The organism is Labrys sp. Lb11, from assembly GCF_057554225.1.
Map to the genome: position 1 here is coordinate 123,615 of NZ_BAAJOT010000001.1, position 13,926 is coordinate 137,540.

The following is a 13,926-nucleotide window of genomic DNA, read 5'->3' on the forward strand; positions in this document are numbered from 1 at the left end:
TCAGCCCAGGTTCTCCGGACCGAAGCTCTCCGGCAGCAGTTCCGCGAGCGTGAAGCTGCGCCGAACGCCGTCCGGGCCGGCGACGTGGATCGGTGTCGCCGGCGCTGCGAATTCGCGAATGCGCTGGCGGCAGCCGCCGCAGGGCGTGGTCAGGCCGGGGGCGTCCGGATTGGCGTCGGTCCAGCCCAGCACCAGGATCTCGGCGATGGCCGTGTCGCCGGCGGCGATCATTGCCGAGATCGCGCCGCCCTCGGCGCAGGCTCCGACCGGATAGGCGGCGTTCTCGACATTGCAGCCGGCGTGGATCCGGCCCGAGCGCGCCCGGATGGCCGCTCCGACCTTGAAGCGCGAATAGGGGGCGTGGGCGCGCTCGCGCACCGCTTTCGCCGTCTCGAACAGGTCGTCCAGACCGGTCATCATCGCTCCTTCACATAGGGGATGCCCGATGCCCTCGGCGGGTTGGCCGAGCCGATGAAGCCGGCCAGCAGCACCACGGTGAGGATATAGGGCAGGGCGAGGATGAACTGCACCGGCACCTCGCCGATAAGGGGCATGCTCTTGCCCTGCATCTGGATGGCGAAGGCGTCGAGAAAGCCGAACAGCAGGCAGGCGCCGAGCGCCGGCCAGGGCTTCCACTTGGCGAAGATCAGCGCCGCCAGCGCCATGAAGCCCTTGCCGGCGGTCATGTTGGGCACGAAGGCGGCGGACTGGGCGATCGACAGATAGGCGCCGGCCAGGCCGCAGAGCACGCCGCAGATGATCACGGCGCGGTAGCGCAGCCACGCCACCGAGATGCCAGCCGTGTCGACGGCGGCGGGGTTCTCGCCGACCGCGCGCAGGCGAAGGCCGAAGCGCGTCTTGTACACCACCCAGGCGGTCAGCGGCACGCAGAGCAGCGCGACATAGACCAGGATGCTGTGGCCGGAGAGCGCCTGCGTGTAGACCGCCCCGATCACCGGGACGTCGCGGACGGCATCCGCAAGGGGCAGGTCGATGGGCTGGAAGCGGGCCGCGCCCGAGACGTTCGGCGTGCGTCCGCCCTGGCCGTACCAGACATTGCCGAGCAGCGCCGTCAGCCCCAGGGCCAGCATGTTGATCGCCACGCCCGAGACGATCTGGTTGCCGCGATAGGAGATGGCGGAAATGCCATGGATCAGGGAGAAGGCCACCGAGACGACGACCGCCGCCGCAAGGCCGAGCCAGGCCGAGCCCCAGCTCGCCGCCGCCACCGCGGCTGCGAAGGCGGCGGCCAGCATCTTGCCCTCCAGGCCGATGTCGACGACGCCGGAGCGCTCGGAATAGAGGCCGGCGAGGCAGCACAGGATCAACGGTGCCGACAGCCGCACCGTCGAGGCGAGGATCACCGGGATCTGGTCGAGGAGCTCCATCTCAGGCCCCCGCGGTCTGCAGCTTGCGGGGGCGGGCGAACAGCAGCGCCAGCTGCGGCTTGAACATGTGCTCCAGCGCGCCGGCGAACAGGATCACCATGCCCTGGATCACCACGATCATGTCACGGTTGATCGTCGGCTTCTCGAAGGCGAGCTCCGCGCCGCCCTGGTAGAGCGCGCCGAACAGGATCGAGGCCAGCACGATGCCGAACGGGTGGGAGCGGCCCATCAGCGCCACGGCGATGCCGACGAAGCCGGCGCCGGCGGTGTAGTCGAGCACCAGCCGCTGCTGGTCGCCCATCAGCACGTTGACCGCCATCAGCCCGGCGATCCCGCCCGACAGCAGCATGGCGACGATGGTGATGCGCGCCGGCGAGATGCCGGCATAGACGGCGGCGACCGGGTTCTGGCCGACGGTGCGGATCTCGTAGCCGAGCCGTGTCTTCCAGATCAGGACCCAGACCGCCACGGCGGCGGCGAGGGCCAGCAGGAAGGAAATGTTGAGCCGAGTGAATTCCAGGTCGAAGCCGAACGGCGTCCACAGGTCGTGGATCATCGGCAGGACGGCGTTCGGCGGGAACTGCGCCGATTCCGGGTTCATGCTGCCCGCCGGCTTCAGCACGTCGACCAGGAGATAGACCATCAGCGCCGAGGCGATGAAGTTGAACATGATCGTGGTGATCACGACGTGGCTGCCGCGCCTGGCCTGCAGATAGGCGGGGATGAGGGCCCAGGCCGCGCCGAACAGCATCGAGGCCAGGATCGCCAGCGGCAGCACCACCAGGAACGGCACGCCGGGCAGCGCCAGGCAGACCAGGGTCAGGCCGAAGCCGGCGAAATAGGCCTGGCCGTCACCGCCGATGTTGAACAGGCCGGCGTGGAAGGCCACCGCCACGGCCAGGCCCGTGAAGATGAAGTTGGTGGCGTAGAACAGGGTGAAGCCGATGCCTTCCGCATAGCCGAAGGCGCCCTGGATCAGGATCGACACCGCCTCCAGCGGGTTTTCGCCGATGATCAGCACCACCAGGCCGGATGCGAGGAAGGCGGCGGTGACGTTGAGCAGCGGCAGCAGGATGACGTCGGCCCAGCGCGGCAATTCATTCGGGCCGGTCATGCCGCCTGCTCCGTCACGCCCGCCATCAGCAGTCCGAGCCTCTGCTCGTCGGCCTGCTCGGCCGGGCACTCGCCGGATATCCGGCCGGCGCACATCACCAGGATCCGGTCCGAGAGCGACATCACCTCCTCCAGTTCCACCGAGACGAGCAGGATGGCCTTGCCGGCGTCGCGCATGGCCAGGAGCTGGCGATGGATGAACTCGATGGCGCCGATGTCGACGCCGCGGGTCGGCTGGCCGACGATCAGCAGGCCGGGATCGTGCTCGATCTCCCGGGCCAGCACGATCTTCTGGGCGTTGCCGCCGGAGAAGTTGGCGGTCTTGAGGCGGGGATCCTGCGGCCGGACGTCGTATTTCTGCATCTTGGCGGCGAGGTCGGCGATCATCCGGCCCTGGTCGAGGAAGGGGCCGGGGCCGAAGGCTTCGTCGCGGTGATAGCCCAGGATCGCGCTTTCATAGGCGGCGAAGGGCTTGACCAGGCCCATGCGCAGGCGGTCCTCAGGCACATGCGCCAGGCCCGCCTTGCGCATCTGCGCCGGGTCTGCGGCGCCGACGTCGCGGCCCGCGATCAGGATGCGGCCCCGGGCCGGCTTGCGGATCCCGGCGATCGCCTCCAGCACCTCGGACTGGCCGTTGCCGGCGACGCCGGCGATGCCGACGATCTCGCCGGCCCGCACCGTGAAGCTGACGTCCTCGACCCGGGCCACGCCCTTCTCGTCGCGGATGGTCAGGTTCTCCACGGTCAGCATGGTGCGGCCGGGATTGGGCGGCTTCTTGTCGACCCGCAGCAGCACGCGCCGGCCGACCATCAGCTCCGCCAGTTCGGCCGGATTGGTCCGGGCGGTCTCGACCGTCGCCACCATCTCGCCGCGACGCATGACCGAGACCCGGTCGGTGATCGCCATGATCTCGCGCAGCTTGTGGGTGATCAGCAGGACAGTCTTGCCCTGCGCTTTCAGCACCTTGAGGATCTCGAAGAGCTGGTCGGCCTCGGCGGGGGTCAGCACCCCGGTCGGCTCGTCGAGGATCAGGATGTCGGCGCCGCGATAGAGCGCCTTGAGGATCTCGACGCGCTGCTGGCTGCCGACCGCCAGTTCGCCGACGACCGCGTCCGGGTCGACGTCGAGGTGGTAGGCCGTCTCGAGCCGGGTCAGCTCGGCGCGCGCCTGCGCCTCGCCGCGGGCGAGAAGGGCGCCGCCCTCGGCGCCGAGCATGACGTTCTCGAGCACCGTGAAGGGATCGACCAGCATGAAGTGCTGGTGCACCATGCCGATGCCGGCCGCGATGGCGTCCTGCGAGGTGCGGACGGTCTTCTTCTCGCCGCCGACGAGGATGTCGCCGGAATCGGCCTCGTAGAAGCCGTAGAGGATCGACATCAGCGTCGATTTGCCGGCGCCGTTCTCACCGATGATGCCGTGGATGGTGCCGCGTTCGACGGTGAGGTCGATCGCCTTGTTGGCGTGCACCGGGCCGAAGCGCTTGTCGATGCCGCGAAGTTCAATCGCCGTTGTCATGGGGGCTGGACCCGTCCGGGAAGTTGGCGCCGGCCCGGGGCGCCGGCGAGTCGGGCTCGGCCCGGCCCCCTGGGGGCCACGGGCCCTCGCGGCCGATCGCTGCGCGGGAGCCGCCCGCCCGGAACCGGCTGCCGCGCGCGATGCGGCGGCCTCCTCCTTCGCCCGGACGGGACGGTCCCACCGTCATTGCGTGCTTCGCGCCGTGGCGCGCCTCACTTCTCGGGGCAATTGTTGTCCGTGTTGTAGTTGTGGACGGAGATCTTGCCCGCGATGATGTCGGCCTTCGCGGCCTCCACCGCGGCCTTGGCCTCGGGGCTCACCAGAGCCTTGTTGTTGTCGTCCATGGCATAGTCGACACCGCCTTCCTTCAGGCCGAGATTGTGCAGGCCGGGCTTGAAGGTTCCGGCAATGCCGGTGGTGAAGGCCTGGTAGGTCGCCTCGTCGACGCGCTTGACCATCGAGGTCAGGATCTTGCCGGGATAGAGCCCGTTCTGGTTGGAATCGACGCCGATGCCGAGCTTGTCGGAGTCGGCCGCGGCCTGCAGCACGCCAAGGCCCGTCTGGCCGGCGGCGGCGTAGACGATGTCCGCGCCCTGCGCGATCTGCGCCTTGGCCAGCTCGGAGCCGCGGCCCGGATCGTTCCACGCCGCCGGCGTGGTGCCGGTCATGTTCTGGATCACCTTGATCGACGGATTGCCGGCCTTGGCGCCGAGCACGTAGCCGCAGGCGAAGTTGCGGATCAGCGGGACGTCCATGCCGCCGACGAAGCCGATCGTGCCGCTCTTTGTCGTCTTGGCCGCCAGCAGGCCGACGAGATAGGAGCCTTCCTGCTCCTTGAACAGGTAGGAGGCGACGTTGGGCAGGTCGACCACGGTGTCGACGATGGCGAAGCTGGTCTTGGGATATTTCGCGGCAACCGCCTTCAGCGCGTCCTCATAGGCGAAGCCGACCACGACGATCGGGTTGTTGCCGTCGCGGGCGAAGCGGCTCAGCGCCTGCTCGCGCTGCGAGGCGTTGGTGATCTCGAACTCGCGATAGGTCTTGCCGCTTTCCTTCTTCCAGCGCTCGGCGCCGTTGAAGGCAGCCTCGTTGAAGGATTTGTCGAACTTGCCGCCCATGTCAAAGATCACGGCCGGGCCCTTGTCGGCAGCCAGCGCCGCGGTGGCCAGGCTCAGCGACAGCGCCAAACCCATCAGGATCGATTTCATGGAGCACTCCTGGTCTTGTTCTCGTCTGGATGGCTGGCATCGCCGATGCGCGCCCCACCCGCAGCATGGCACGCCACGCGCTCGCTTGAGAAGGGGGAGTCTCGGCGCCCCATGTGGATTGTCATCCCCTCATGACCGCGAGACCTGCCGGATGCTATCGGTACCGCAACGTTCCAGGGAATCGCAGGCATGACCGCACCCCGCCGTACTCTCGGCCTCGTCGCCCATGATCAGAAGAAGGACGAGATGGTCGACTTCGCCATGCAGCACCGGGCCCGGCTCGCCGGCTTCGACCTCGTCGCCACCGGCACGACCGGCGGGCTGGTGCTGGCGCGCTGCCCCGAGCTCACCCTTACCCGGCTCAAGAGCGGTCCGCTTGGCGGCGACCAGCAGATCGGAGCCATGATCGCCGAGGAGCGGATCGACGGCCTGTTCTTCTTCGTCGATCCGCTCTCGCCCCATCCCCACGACGTCGACGTCAAGGCGCTGATGCGGCTGGCTCTCGTCTACGACATTCCGACGGCCCTCAACCCGGCGACGGCACGGCTGCTGATGCGCTCGCTGGACTGACCGCGTCCCGGCGCGGCTTCGACACCCGGCGCAGCGTCAGGTTGATTCGCCCGCCGTCGCGCAGCAGCGTCGACGTGCCGGGGTAGAGGCGGTCGACGCCGTGGAAGGCGAGGCGGCTGTCGCCGCCCAGCACCAGGACGTCGCCGGACGCGAGGCGGAGGGAGCGGGTGGGGTCGCCGCGCCGAGGGCCGCCGATGCGAAACAGGCAGGTGTCGCCGAGCGAGACCGAGACGACGGGGGCGTCGAAGTCCTCCTCGTCGCGGTCCTGGTGCAGGCCCATGCGGGCCTCAGCCGCATAGAAGTTGACGAGACAGGCCTGCGGGGGATGCGGATAGCCGCCGACCTCCTCCCAGAGGTCGAGCAGGGCCGCGGGAATGGCAGGCCAGGGGACGCCGGTGACGGGATGGAGCGGCTGGTAGCGATAGCCGGCCTCGTCGGACACCCAGCCGAGCGGGCCGCAATTGGTCATCCGCACCGAGAACGGCGTGCCGGTGCGCGGCATGCGCGGCACGTAGAGCGGCGCGATGCGGACGACCTCGCGGATCGCCGCCACCAGCCCCTCCTGGCCGGGGCGGTCGAAACGGGCGGGAAAGAGCTGCATGTGGGCTCGTGCGTGGCGATGACGGGGCGGCAGGCACCGGTGCTTTGCAAGCTCTCGCGAGTAAAGCGCGGGGTCCCGGCGAAAACCATCCACGCATTCCTGCTCGGCGTGCAGATCGTGCCTTGCGGCCCCAAAACCTCCCTCTTATATACCCGCCAGCCCCGCCGAGAACGCGGGAAATTCCGATAGGGACCGGCCGGTTCCTAACGTTGGGTCCGGCTTCGGCGTCGCTGCTTCGGGGCGCGTCGGTCTGCTGACAAGGAAGGAACAGAACGAATGGCAAAAGTTATCGGCATCGACCTCGGCACCACCAATTCCTGTGTCGCGGTCATGGAAGGCGCGAATGCCCGCGTCATCGAGAATTCGGAAGGCATGCGCACCACGCCGTCGATCGTCGCCATCACGGACGACGGCGAGCGTCTCGTCGGCCAGCCGGCCAAGCGCCAGGCGGTGACCAATCCCGAGCGCACCTTCTTCGCGATCAAGCGCCTGATCGGCCGCACCTATGACGACCCGATGACCAAGAAGGACATCGGCCTGGTGCCCTACAAGATCGTGCGGGCTTCGAACGGCGACGCCTGGGTCGAGGCGGACGGCAAGACCTATTCGCCCTCTCAGATTTCGGCCTTCACCTTGCAGAAGATGAAGGAAACGGCGGAGGCCCATCTCGGCCAGCCGGTGACGCAGGCCGTCATCACCGTCCCCGCCTACTTCAACGACGCCCAGCGCCAGGCCACCAAGGACGCCGGCAAGATCGCCGGCCTGGAGGTTCTGCGCATCATCAACGAGCCGACGGCGGCTGCGCTCGCCTATGGCCTCGACAAGAAGAAGGCCGGCACCATCGCGGTCTATGACCTCGGCGGCGGCACCTTCGACGTGTCGATCCTGGAGATCGGCGATGGCGTGTTCGAGGTGAAGTCGACCAACGGCGACACCTTCCTCGGCGGCGAGGACTTCGACATGCGCCTGGTCGAGTACCTGGCGGACGAGTTCAAGCGCGAGCAGGGCATCGACCTGAAGAAGGACAAGCTCGCCCTGCAGCGCCTGAAGGAGGCGGCGGAAAAGGCCAAGATCGAGCTGTCCTCGACGGCTCAGACCGAGATCAACCTGCCTTACATCACGGCGGATGCGACCGGTCCCAAGCATCTGACGCTGAAGCTGTCGCGCGCCAAGCTCGAGAGCCTGGTCGATGACCTGATCCAGCGCACGGTCGAGCCTTGCCGCAAGGCGCTCAAGGATGCGGGCCTGGCGGCCGGCCAGATCGACGAGGTCGTGCTCGTCGGCGGCATGACGCGCATGCCCAAGATCCAGGAGATCGTGAAGCAGTTCTTCGGCAAGGAGCCGCACAAGGGCGTCAACCCCGACGAGGTCGTGGCCATCGGCGCCGCGGTGCAGGCCGGCGTGCTGCAGGGCGACGTCAAGGACGTCCTGCTGCTCGACGTGACCCCGCTGTCGCTGGGCATCGAGACGCTGGGCGGCGTGTTCACGCGCCTGATCGACCGCAACACCACGATACCGACCAAGAAGAGCCAGGTGTTCTCGACGGCCGAGGACAATCAGACGGCGGTGACCATTCGCGTCTTCCAGGGCGAGCGCGAGATGGCGGCGGACAACAAGGCGCTCGGCCAGTTCGACCTGGTCGGCCTGCCGCCGGCGCCGCGCGGCGTGCCGCAGGTGGAGGTGACCTTCGACATCGACGCCAACGGCATCGTCCAGGTCTCGGCCAAGGACAAGGCGACCGGCAAGGAGCAGCAGATCCGCATCCAGGCTTCGGGCGGTCTCAGCGATGCCGACATCGAGAAGATGGTCAAGGATGCGCAGGCCAACGCCGCCGAGGACAAGAAGCGCCGCGAGCTGGTCGAGGCGCGCAACCACGCCGACGCTGCGATCCACCAGGCGGAGAAGTCGCTGAAGGATCTCGGCGACAAGGTCTCCGCCGCGGACAAGTCGACGGTCGAAAGCGCCATCGCCGCGCTGAAGAGCGCGCATGAGGGCGACGACGTCGAGGCGATCCAGGCCCGCACCAACGAGCTGGTGCAGGCTTCGATGAAGCTCGGCGAGGCGCTCTACCAGGCCAATCAGGCCGCCGGCGACGCCGGTGCCGCGGGCGGCGCCAAGCAGGACGACGTGGTCGACGCCGACTTCGAGGAAGTCGACGACGACAAGAAGAAGCGCGCCTGATCAGGCCACGAGGCATGCGGCCCTCGCCGGAAACGGCGAGGGCCTTTGCACATCCCTGCGGGGATGGCGAGCGGGGCTCCTTCCGTCCGGAAGCGGAGCAGGATGAGGGGAATGAGCCTTTGATGACGCTGGCGCATCGAGCATTCCGGGCGGGGGCGTCTCGTCGCCGCGGCCGGAACCCGGTTTCCCGCCCCGGCCGGTCTTCTGCGGGAGACATTGCGGCGCGCCTTTCCATCTGTCCGGTCTGAACCATGGCGAAACGCGACTATTACGAAGTGCTGGGCGTTGTCCGCGAGGCGAGCGACGGGGAGCTGAAGGCAGCATTCCGCAAGCTGGCCATGCAGCACCATCCCGACCGCAATCCGGGCAGCCAGGAGGCCGAGGCCAAGTTCAAGGAGGTGAACGAGGCCTATGACGTCCTCAAGGACGGCCAGAAGCGCGCCGCCTATGATCGCTTCGGCCATGCCGCCTTCGAGAACGGCGGTGGCGGCGGGCGCGGCGGCTTCGAGGGCGGCTTCAGTTCCTTCACCGACATCTTCAACGACATCTTCGAGGATCTGGCCGGGCGCGGCGGTCGCGGGCGCGGCGGTTCGGCCGGGCGCGAGCGCGGGGCGGATCTGCGCTACAACATGGAGATCGAGCTGGAGGACGCCTTCAGGGGCAAGACGGCGACGGTGAAGATCCCGACCTCCGTCACCTGCGAGGCCTGCTCCGGCTCGGGCGCCAAGCCCGGCTCGAAGCCGCGCCAGTGCACCACCTGCGGCGGCCATGGCCGGGTGCGCGCCACCCAGGGCTTCTTCTCGATCGAGCGCACCTGCCCGGTCTGCCACGGCCGCGGCGAGACCATCGACGACCCCTGCAACTCCTGCGCCGGCGCGGGCCGGGTCACGCGCGAGCGCACGCTGTCGGTCAACATTCCGGCCGGCGTCGAGGACGGCACCCGCATCCGCCTGTCCAACGAGGGCGAGGCGGGCACGCGCGGCGGCCCGCCCGGCGATCTCTATATCTTCCTGTCGATCCAGCCGCACCCGTTCTTCCAGCGTGACGGCGCCGACCTGCACTGCCGCGTGCCCGTGTCCATGACCATTGCGGCGTTGGGCGGCGAGTTCACCGTGCCGACGATCGACGGCGGCAAGGCCAAGGTGAAGATCGACGAGGGCACCCAGACCGGCCGCCAGATCCGCCTGCGGGGCAAGGGCATGCCGGTGCTGCGCTCGCGCGACGTCGGCGACATGTATGTCCAGGTCTTCGTCGAGACGCCGAAGAACCTCACCCGGCGCCAGCGCGAGCTCCTGGCCGAGTTCGACACGGAATCCTCCAAGGACACCCAGCCCGAAAGCGCCGGCTTCTTCGCCAAGGTGAAGAATTTCTTCGACGATCTGGGCGGCCAGTGATGCGCCTGCTGGTCTTCGGCCTGGGCTATTCCGCCTCGCGGCTGGTGGCGTTGCACGGCGCCCGCTTCGGCGCGGCTGCCGGTACGGCGCGCAGCTTCGCCGCCGCCGCGGACCGGCAGGCGGAGCTCGGCATCGAGATGCTCGCCTTCGACGGCGAGACGGCCGGGCCGGGCCTGCGCCGGGCCGTGGCCGGCGCCACCCACATCCTCATCTCCATCCCGCCGGATGCGACCGGCGATCCCGTCCTGCGCCTGCTCTCGCAGGACCTCGCCGCGGCGCCGGCCCTGGAATGGATCGGCTATCTCTCCACCGTCGGCGTCTATGGCGGCTTCGACGGGGCCTGGATCGACGAGGACACGCCGATTCGCCCGACCGCCGAGCGCAACCGCCGCCGGGCGGAGGTCGAGCGGGACTGGATCGGGCTGGGCGCGCGCGCCGACAAGGCCGTGCAGGTCTTCCGCCTCGCCGGCATCTACGGGCCGGGCCAGAACGCCGTGCGCAGCCTGCGCGAGGGCACGGCGCGGCGTATCGTCAAGCCCGGCCAGGTGTTCAACCGCATCCATGTCGACGACATCGCCGGTGCGATCATGGCCGGCATCGCCCGGCCGGACGTCGGGCCGCTGATCAACGTCGCCGACGACGAGCCGTCGCCGCCGCAGGACGTGATCACCTATGCGGCCGGGCTGATCGGCCGGGAGCCGCCGGCGGAGATTGCCTTCGACGACGCCGACCTGTCGCCGATGGGCCGCTCCTTCTATGGCGAGAACAAGCGCGTCTCGAACCGCCGGCTGCGCCGGGAGCTGGGTTACGATCTTGCCTATCCCACCTATCGCGAGGGCATCCGCGCCTGCCTTGCCGATAGCTGAGGCCCGCCGCGGGACGCACCCTTAACGAAGCAGTAAGGTTAACCACTTATCACCGGGACAGATGTCCCGGACGCCGTCGCGTCCGGTTTGCCGCCGCCAGGGGGGCCGGAATGCGCCGTTCGAGATTTGCCGTCCTCGCTGCCCTTGCCCTGGCGCTCGGCGGCTGCAAGACATTGAGCGACAATCCGATCACCGGCTCGATCGGCAGGCCGGCCGCCATGCCCACCGCGAGCACCGAGCAGGGCTGGCGCAGCATCGCCGACCAGTGGCGCCCGGCTTATGAGAAGAATCCGTCCGACCCGAAGGCGGCCGTCATCTTCGCCCGGGCGCTGCGCGAGACCGGGCAGAACGCCCAGGCCCTCGCCGTGGTCCAGACGGCCGCGATCGCCAATCCGAAGAACAAGACGCTGCTCGGCGAATATGGCCGCGCCCTCGCCGCCAACGGCAATCTGGAGCAGGCGCTCGACGTCCTGTCGCGCGCCCACACGCCGGACCGGCCGGACTGGCGCGTCCTGATGGCCCAGGGCGCCGTGCTGGACCAGATGGAGCGCGGCGAGCAGGCCCGCGAATATTACGGCACTGCCCTGAAGATCGTGCCCGACGAGCCGGCGGTGCTGTCCAATCTCGGACTGTCCTACGCCCTGTCCAACAACCTGCCCCAGGCGGAACAGGTGCTGCGGCGCGCCTACGCCAATCCGCGCGCGGACATGCGGGCGCGCCAGAACCTGGCGCTGGTGCTGGCGCTCCAGGGCAAGTTCGACGAGGCGCAAAGGGTCGCGAGCCAGGATCTGACGCCGGACCAGGCCGCGCAGAACATCGCCTATATCCGCAGCATGGTCGCCCAGAGCAACAACTGGCAGAAGCTCAAGCAGCTCGATCGCAAGCCGAAGCGGATCGGCTGACCGGGCGGCGTCAGCGGCTGAGGAAGCGGGCCGGCAGCTCGGTCAGGAAGCTCGGCAGATTGTCGGTGACGTGGTGGACATGCGCCTCGCCCTGGCCGTTCAGCTCCCAGTCCTCGCGCTCCACCGCCTGGCTGCCGCGCGGCACCACCAGCACCGTGGTCATGCCCAGGCCGTGCGGCACCTCCAGGTTGCGCGACAGGTCCTCGAACATCGCCGCCTTGCGCGGGTCGACGCCGTGCCGGGCGAGAAAGCGCTCATAGGTGGCCTGTGCCGGCTTGGGCACGAATTCGGCCGAGACGATGTCGAACACGTCCTCGAACTGCGCCTCGCAGCCGAGCCGCCGCGTCACCGCCTCGGCGTGCTTGCGCGACCCGGAGGTGAAGATCAGCTTGCGGCCGGGCAGGGCGGCGAGCGCGTGGCCCAGCGACGGGTCGGGCTCGAGCGGCGAATGATCGATATCGTGGGCGAAGTCGAGGAAATAGTCCGGCGAGATGCCCTCGTCGATCATCAGCCCGCGCAGCGACGTGCCGTAGAGCTTGTAATAGTGCTTCTGCAGCGCACGGGCCGTCAGGCCGTCGACGCCGAAATAATCGGCGATCCAAGTGGTGATGCGGTTGTCGACCTGCTCCCACAGATTGGCATGGTGGGGGTAGAGCGTGTTGTCGAGATCGAACACCCAGGTCTCGACATGTGCGAAGCCGCACACCGTCGAAAGAGTGCCGGGCTGTACCGACTGGTTCATCTGAGGCGAAAGGCTCCCGGGACGTATGAGATCGCAGAGCCAGCTGAAGACGGACTTAAGCTGGGCACGTATGCTGCGCCGAAAGCTCGGCGCAGTCCAGTGCCCAGGGATACACATCGAACGGAAACATCATGACCCGGATTTCGGACTATTTTCTGCGCATCGCGGTTCTCGCCGGCCTCATCGGCATGGGAATGGGCATGGCCATGGGCATGGCCCAGGACTTCAGCCTGGCGCCCGCCCATGCCCATCTCAACCTGCTCGGCTGGGTGTCGATGGCGATCTATGCGCTGTTCTACCGGACTTTCCCGGCTGCCGCGACCGGCCGGCTGCCGCAACTGCACTTCCTGGTGGCCGTGGCGGCGCTGGTGGTGATGATCCCCGGCGTCGCCCTGATCGGCCTCGGCCATGAACTCGGCGAGCCGCTGGCGGCGGCCGGCGGCACCGCGATGCTGCTGGGCTTCGCGCTCTTCGGCGTGATCGTCCTGCGGGCGACGAGCCCGCGTCACGCCTGAGCCTGCACTCTAGCGGCGGATCAGCGTGCCGGCGCCGTGATCCGTCAGCAGTTCCAGCAGCACGGCATGCTGCACCTTGCCGTCGAGGATGACCACCGCCTCGACGCCCTGCTCCAGGGCGTAGATGCAGGTCTCCACCTTCGGGATCATGCCGCCCGAGATCGTGCCGTCGGCGATCAGCCGGCGCACTTCCTCGACATTGAGCTCCTCGATCAGCTGGCCGGACTTGTCGAGCACGCCCGGCACGTCGGTGAGCAGCAGCAGCCGCGTCGCCTTCAGCGCGCCCGCCACCGCCCCGGCGAAAGTATCGGCGTTGACGTTGAAGGTGCCGCCATCGGCCGAGGCCGCCACCGGCGCCAGGACGGGGATGATGTCGGACTTGATCACATGGTCGAGCACGGTGGTGTCGACCGTGTCGGGCTCGCCGACGAAGCCGAGGTCGATCACGCGCTCGATGCTGGAGTCCGGATCGATCACGGTGCGCGTCGCCTTGCGGGCGATGACCATATTGCCGTCCTTGCCGCTGAGGCCGACGGCCCGGCCGCCCTGGGCATTGATGAAGCCGACCAGCTGCTTGTTGATCGAGCCGGCCAGCACCATCTCCACCACCTCGACGCTGGCCGCGTCGGTGATGCGGTGCCCCGCGGCGAATTCCGACTTGATGCCGAGGCGCTTGAGCATCTCCGAGATCTGCGGGCCGCCGCCATGCACCACCACCGGATTGATGCCGGCCTGCTCCAGGAGGACGATGTCGCGGGCGAAGTCGCGCGCCACCTGCTCGTTGCCCATGGCATGGCCGCCATACTTGACCACGATGGTCGCGTCATCGTGCTGCTGCATGTGGGGCAGGGCTTCGGAGAGGATCTGGGCCTTGTCGTGGACGCTGACGGCGGGGCTCATGGCGGTTCTTCCAAACGGTCTGGTGCTTCGG

General features: G+C 68.4%; 14 protein-coding genes. 6 read left to right on the forward strand and 8 right to left on the reverse strand.

The window, feature by feature from the left end; translation table 11 throughout:
• From cdd to AC27L4_RS00640, 5 genes are all read right to left on the reverse strand, one after another.
• Positions 1 to 417, reverse strand: a complete 417-nt coding sequence (cdd, locus tag AC27L4_RS00620) for a cytidine deaminase (RefSeq protein WP_487140009.1) — start codon at positions 415 to 417, stop codon at positions 1 to 3.
• Entirely contained in the window at positions 417 to 1,388 is a 972-nt protein-coding gene (locus AC27L4_RS00625) for an ABC transporter permease (RefSeq protein WP_487140010.1), read from the reverse strand. Before AC27L4_RS00625 ends, cdd begins: the two co-directional genes overlap by 1 nt.
• Before the next feature lies 1 nt (position 1,389).
• A complete protein-coding gene (locus AC27L4_RS00630; RefSeq protein WP_487140011.1) occupies positions 1,390 to 2,502 on the reverse strand; it encodes an ABC transporter permease in 1,113 nt (370 codons plus the stop codon).
• The gene (locus AC27L4_RS00635) at positions 2,499 to 4,016 is read right to left on the reverse strand and encodes an ABC transporter ATP-binding protein (RefSeq protein WP_487140012.1); all 1,518 of its coding nucleotides are present in this window, start codon (positions 4,014 to 4,016) and stop codon (positions 2,499 to 2,501) included. Before AC27L4_RS00635 ends, AC27L4_RS00630 begins: the two co-directional genes overlap by 4 nt.
• Positions 4,017 to 4,228: 212 nt before the next feature.
• Positions 4,229 to 5,224, reverse strand: coding sequence for a BMP family lipoprotein (locus tag AC27L4_RS00640; RefSeq protein ID WP_487140013.1), 996 nt, complete (start codon positions 5,222 to 5,224; stop codon positions 4,229 to 4,231).
• 189 nt (positions 5,225 to 5,413) lie between these two features.
• Here AC27L4_RS00640 and AC27L4_RS00645 point away from each other — a divergent pair, with 189 nt between their 5' ends.
• Complete coding sequence (locus AC27L4_RS00645) at positions 5,414 to 5,794, forward strand: methylglyoxal synthase (RefSeq protein WP_487140014.1); 381 nt, start codon at positions 5,414 to 5,416, stop codon at positions 5,792 to 5,794.
• Here the strand turns inward: AC27L4_RS00645 and AC27L4_RS00650 are convergent.
• Positions 5,751 to 6,395, reverse strand: coding sequence for an alpha-ketoglutarate-dependent dioxygenase AlkB family protein (locus tag AC27L4_RS00650; RefSeq protein WP_487140015.1), 645 nt, complete (start codon positions 6,393 to 6,395; stop codon positions 5,751 to 5,753). The two genes, AC27L4_RS00645 and AC27L4_RS00650, sit on opposite strands and share 44 nt — an antisense overlap.
• Positions 6,396 to 6,671: 276 nt before the next feature.
• On the opposite strand from AC27L4_RS00650, the gene dnaK reads away from it, so the two are divergent.
• The 4 genes from dnaK to AC27L4_RS00670 all read left to right on the forward strand — a co-directional run bounded on the left by dnaK (position 6,672) and on the right by AC27L4_RS00670 (position 11,738).
• The gene (dnaK, locus tag AC27L4_RS00655) at positions 6,672 to 8,576 is read left to right on the forward strand and encodes a molecular chaperone DnaK (RefSeq protein WP_487140017.1); all 1,905 of its coding nucleotides are present in this window, start codon (positions 6,672 to 6,674) and stop codon (positions 8,574 to 8,576) included.
• A gap of 251 nt (positions 8,577 to 8,827) precedes the next feature.
• Entirely contained in the window at positions 8,828 to 9,970 is a 1,143-nt protein-coding gene (gene dnaJ, locus AC27L4_RS00660) for a molecular chaperone DnaJ (RefSeq protein WP_487140019.1), read from the forward strand.
• On the forward strand, positions 9,970 to 10,836 hold the full coding sequence (locus tag AC27L4_RS00665) for an SDR family oxidoreductase (protein WP_487140020.1): 867 nt from the start codon (positions 9,970 to 9,972) through the stop codon (positions 10,834 to 10,836). The genes dnaJ and AC27L4_RS00665 overlap by 1 nt, the downstream gene beginning before the upstream one ends.
• A 110-nt stretch (positions 10,837 to 10,946) precedes the next feature.
• Complete coding sequence (locus tag AC27L4_RS00670) at positions 10,947 to 11,738, forward strand: tetratricopeptide repeat protein (RefSeq protein WP_487140021.1); 792 nt, start codon at positions 10,947 to 10,949, stop codon at positions 11,736 to 11,738.
• A gap of 10 nt (positions 11,739 to 11,748) precedes the next feature.
• Here the strand turns inward: AC27L4_RS00670 and AC27L4_RS00675 are convergent, their stop codons facing one another.
• Positions 11,749 to 12,480 (reverse strand): pyrimidine 5'-nucleotidase, encoded by a 732-nt coding sequence (locus tag AC27L4_RS00675; protein ID WP_487140022.1) that lies wholly within the window; start codon positions 12,478 to 12,480, stop codon positions 11,749 to 11,751.
• A 131-nt stretch (positions 12,481 to 12,611) separates the two neighbouring features.
• Here AC27L4_RS00675 and AC27L4_RS00680 point away from each other — a divergent pair, with 131 nt between their 5' ends.
• Positions 12,612 to 12,995 (forward strand): hypothetical protein, encoded by a 384-nt coding sequence (locus AC27L4_RS00680; protein WP_487140023.1) that lies wholly within the window; start codon positions 12,612 to 12,614, stop codon positions 12,993 to 12,995.
• Positions 12,996 to 13,004: 9 nt separating this feature from the next.
• Here AC27L4_RS00680 and argB read toward each other — a convergent pair whose 3' ends face one another.
• Positions 13,005 to 13,895 carry an acetylglutamate kinase gene (gene argB, locus AC27L4_RS00685; protein ID WP_487140024.1) on the reverse strand — a complete coding sequence of 297 codons (891 nt, stop codon included), beginning with the start codon at positions 13,893 to 13,895 and terminating at the stop codon, positions 13,005 to 13,007.
• Positions 13,896 to 13,926 lie beyond the last annotated feature (31 nt).

What these genes read in the sequence shown, in the direction of transcription:
- AC27L4_RS00670 (WP_487140021.1), top strand. Translation starts at nt 10,947, where the DNA reads ATGCGCCGTTCGAGATTTGCCGTCCTCGCTGCCCTTGCCCTGGCGCTC.
- cdd (WP_487140009.1), bottom strand. Translation starts at nt 417, where the DNA reads ATGACCGGTCTGGACGACCTGTTCGAGACGGCGAAAGCGGTGCGCGAG.
- dnaJ (WP_487140019.1), top strand. Translation starts at nt 8,828, where the DNA reads ATGGCGAAACGCGACTATTACGAAGTGCTGGGCGTTGTCCGCGAGGCG.
- argB (WP_487140024.1), bottom strand. Translation starts at nt 13,895, where the DNA reads ATGAGCCCCGCCGTCAGCGTCCACGACAAGGCCCAGATCCTCTCCGAA.
- AC27L4_RS00680 (WP_487140023.1), top strand. Translation starts at nt 12,612, where the DNA reads ATGACCCGGATTTCGGACTATTTTCTGCGCATCGCGGTTCTCGCCGGC.
- AC27L4_RS00630 (WP_487140011.1), bottom strand. Translation starts at nt 2,502, where the DNA reads ATGACCGGCCCGAATGAATTGCCGCGCTGGGCCGACGTCATCCTGCTG.
- AC27L4_RS00650 (WP_487140015.1), bottom strand. Translation starts at nt 6,395, where the DNA reads ATGCAGCTCTTTCCCGCCCGTTTCGACCGCCCCGGCCAGGAGGGGCTG.
- AC27L4_RS00665 (WP_487140020.1), top strand. Translation starts at nt 9,970, where the DNA reads ATGCGCCTGCTGGTCTTCGGCCTGGGCTATTCCGCCTCGCGGCTGGTG.
- AC27L4_RS00675 (WP_487140022.1), bottom strand. Translation starts at nt 12,480, where the DNA reads ATGAACCAGTCGGTACAGCCCGGCACTCTTTCGACGGTGTGCGGCTTC.
- AC27L4_RS00625 (WP_487140010.1), bottom strand. Translation starts at nt 1,388, where the DNA reads ATGGAGCTCCTCGACCAGATCCCGGTGATCCTCGCCTCGACGGTGCGG.
- dnaK (WP_487140017.1), top strand. Translation starts at nt 6,672, where the DNA reads ATGGCAAAAGTTATCGGCATCGACCTCGGCACCACCAATTCCTGTGTC.
- AC27L4_RS00635 (WP_487140012.1), bottom strand. Translation starts at nt 4,016, where the DNA reads ATGACAACGGCGATTGAACTTCGCGGCATCGACAAGCGCTTCGGCCCG.
- AC27L4_RS00640 (WP_487140013.1), bottom strand. Translation starts at nt 5,224, where the DNA reads ATGAAATCGATCCTGATGGGTTTGGCGCTGTCGCTGAGCCTGGCCACC.
- AC27L4_RS00645 (WP_487140014.1), top strand. Translation starts at nt 5,414, where the DNA reads ATGACCGCACCCCGCCGTACTCTCGGCCTCGTCGCCCATGATCAGAAG.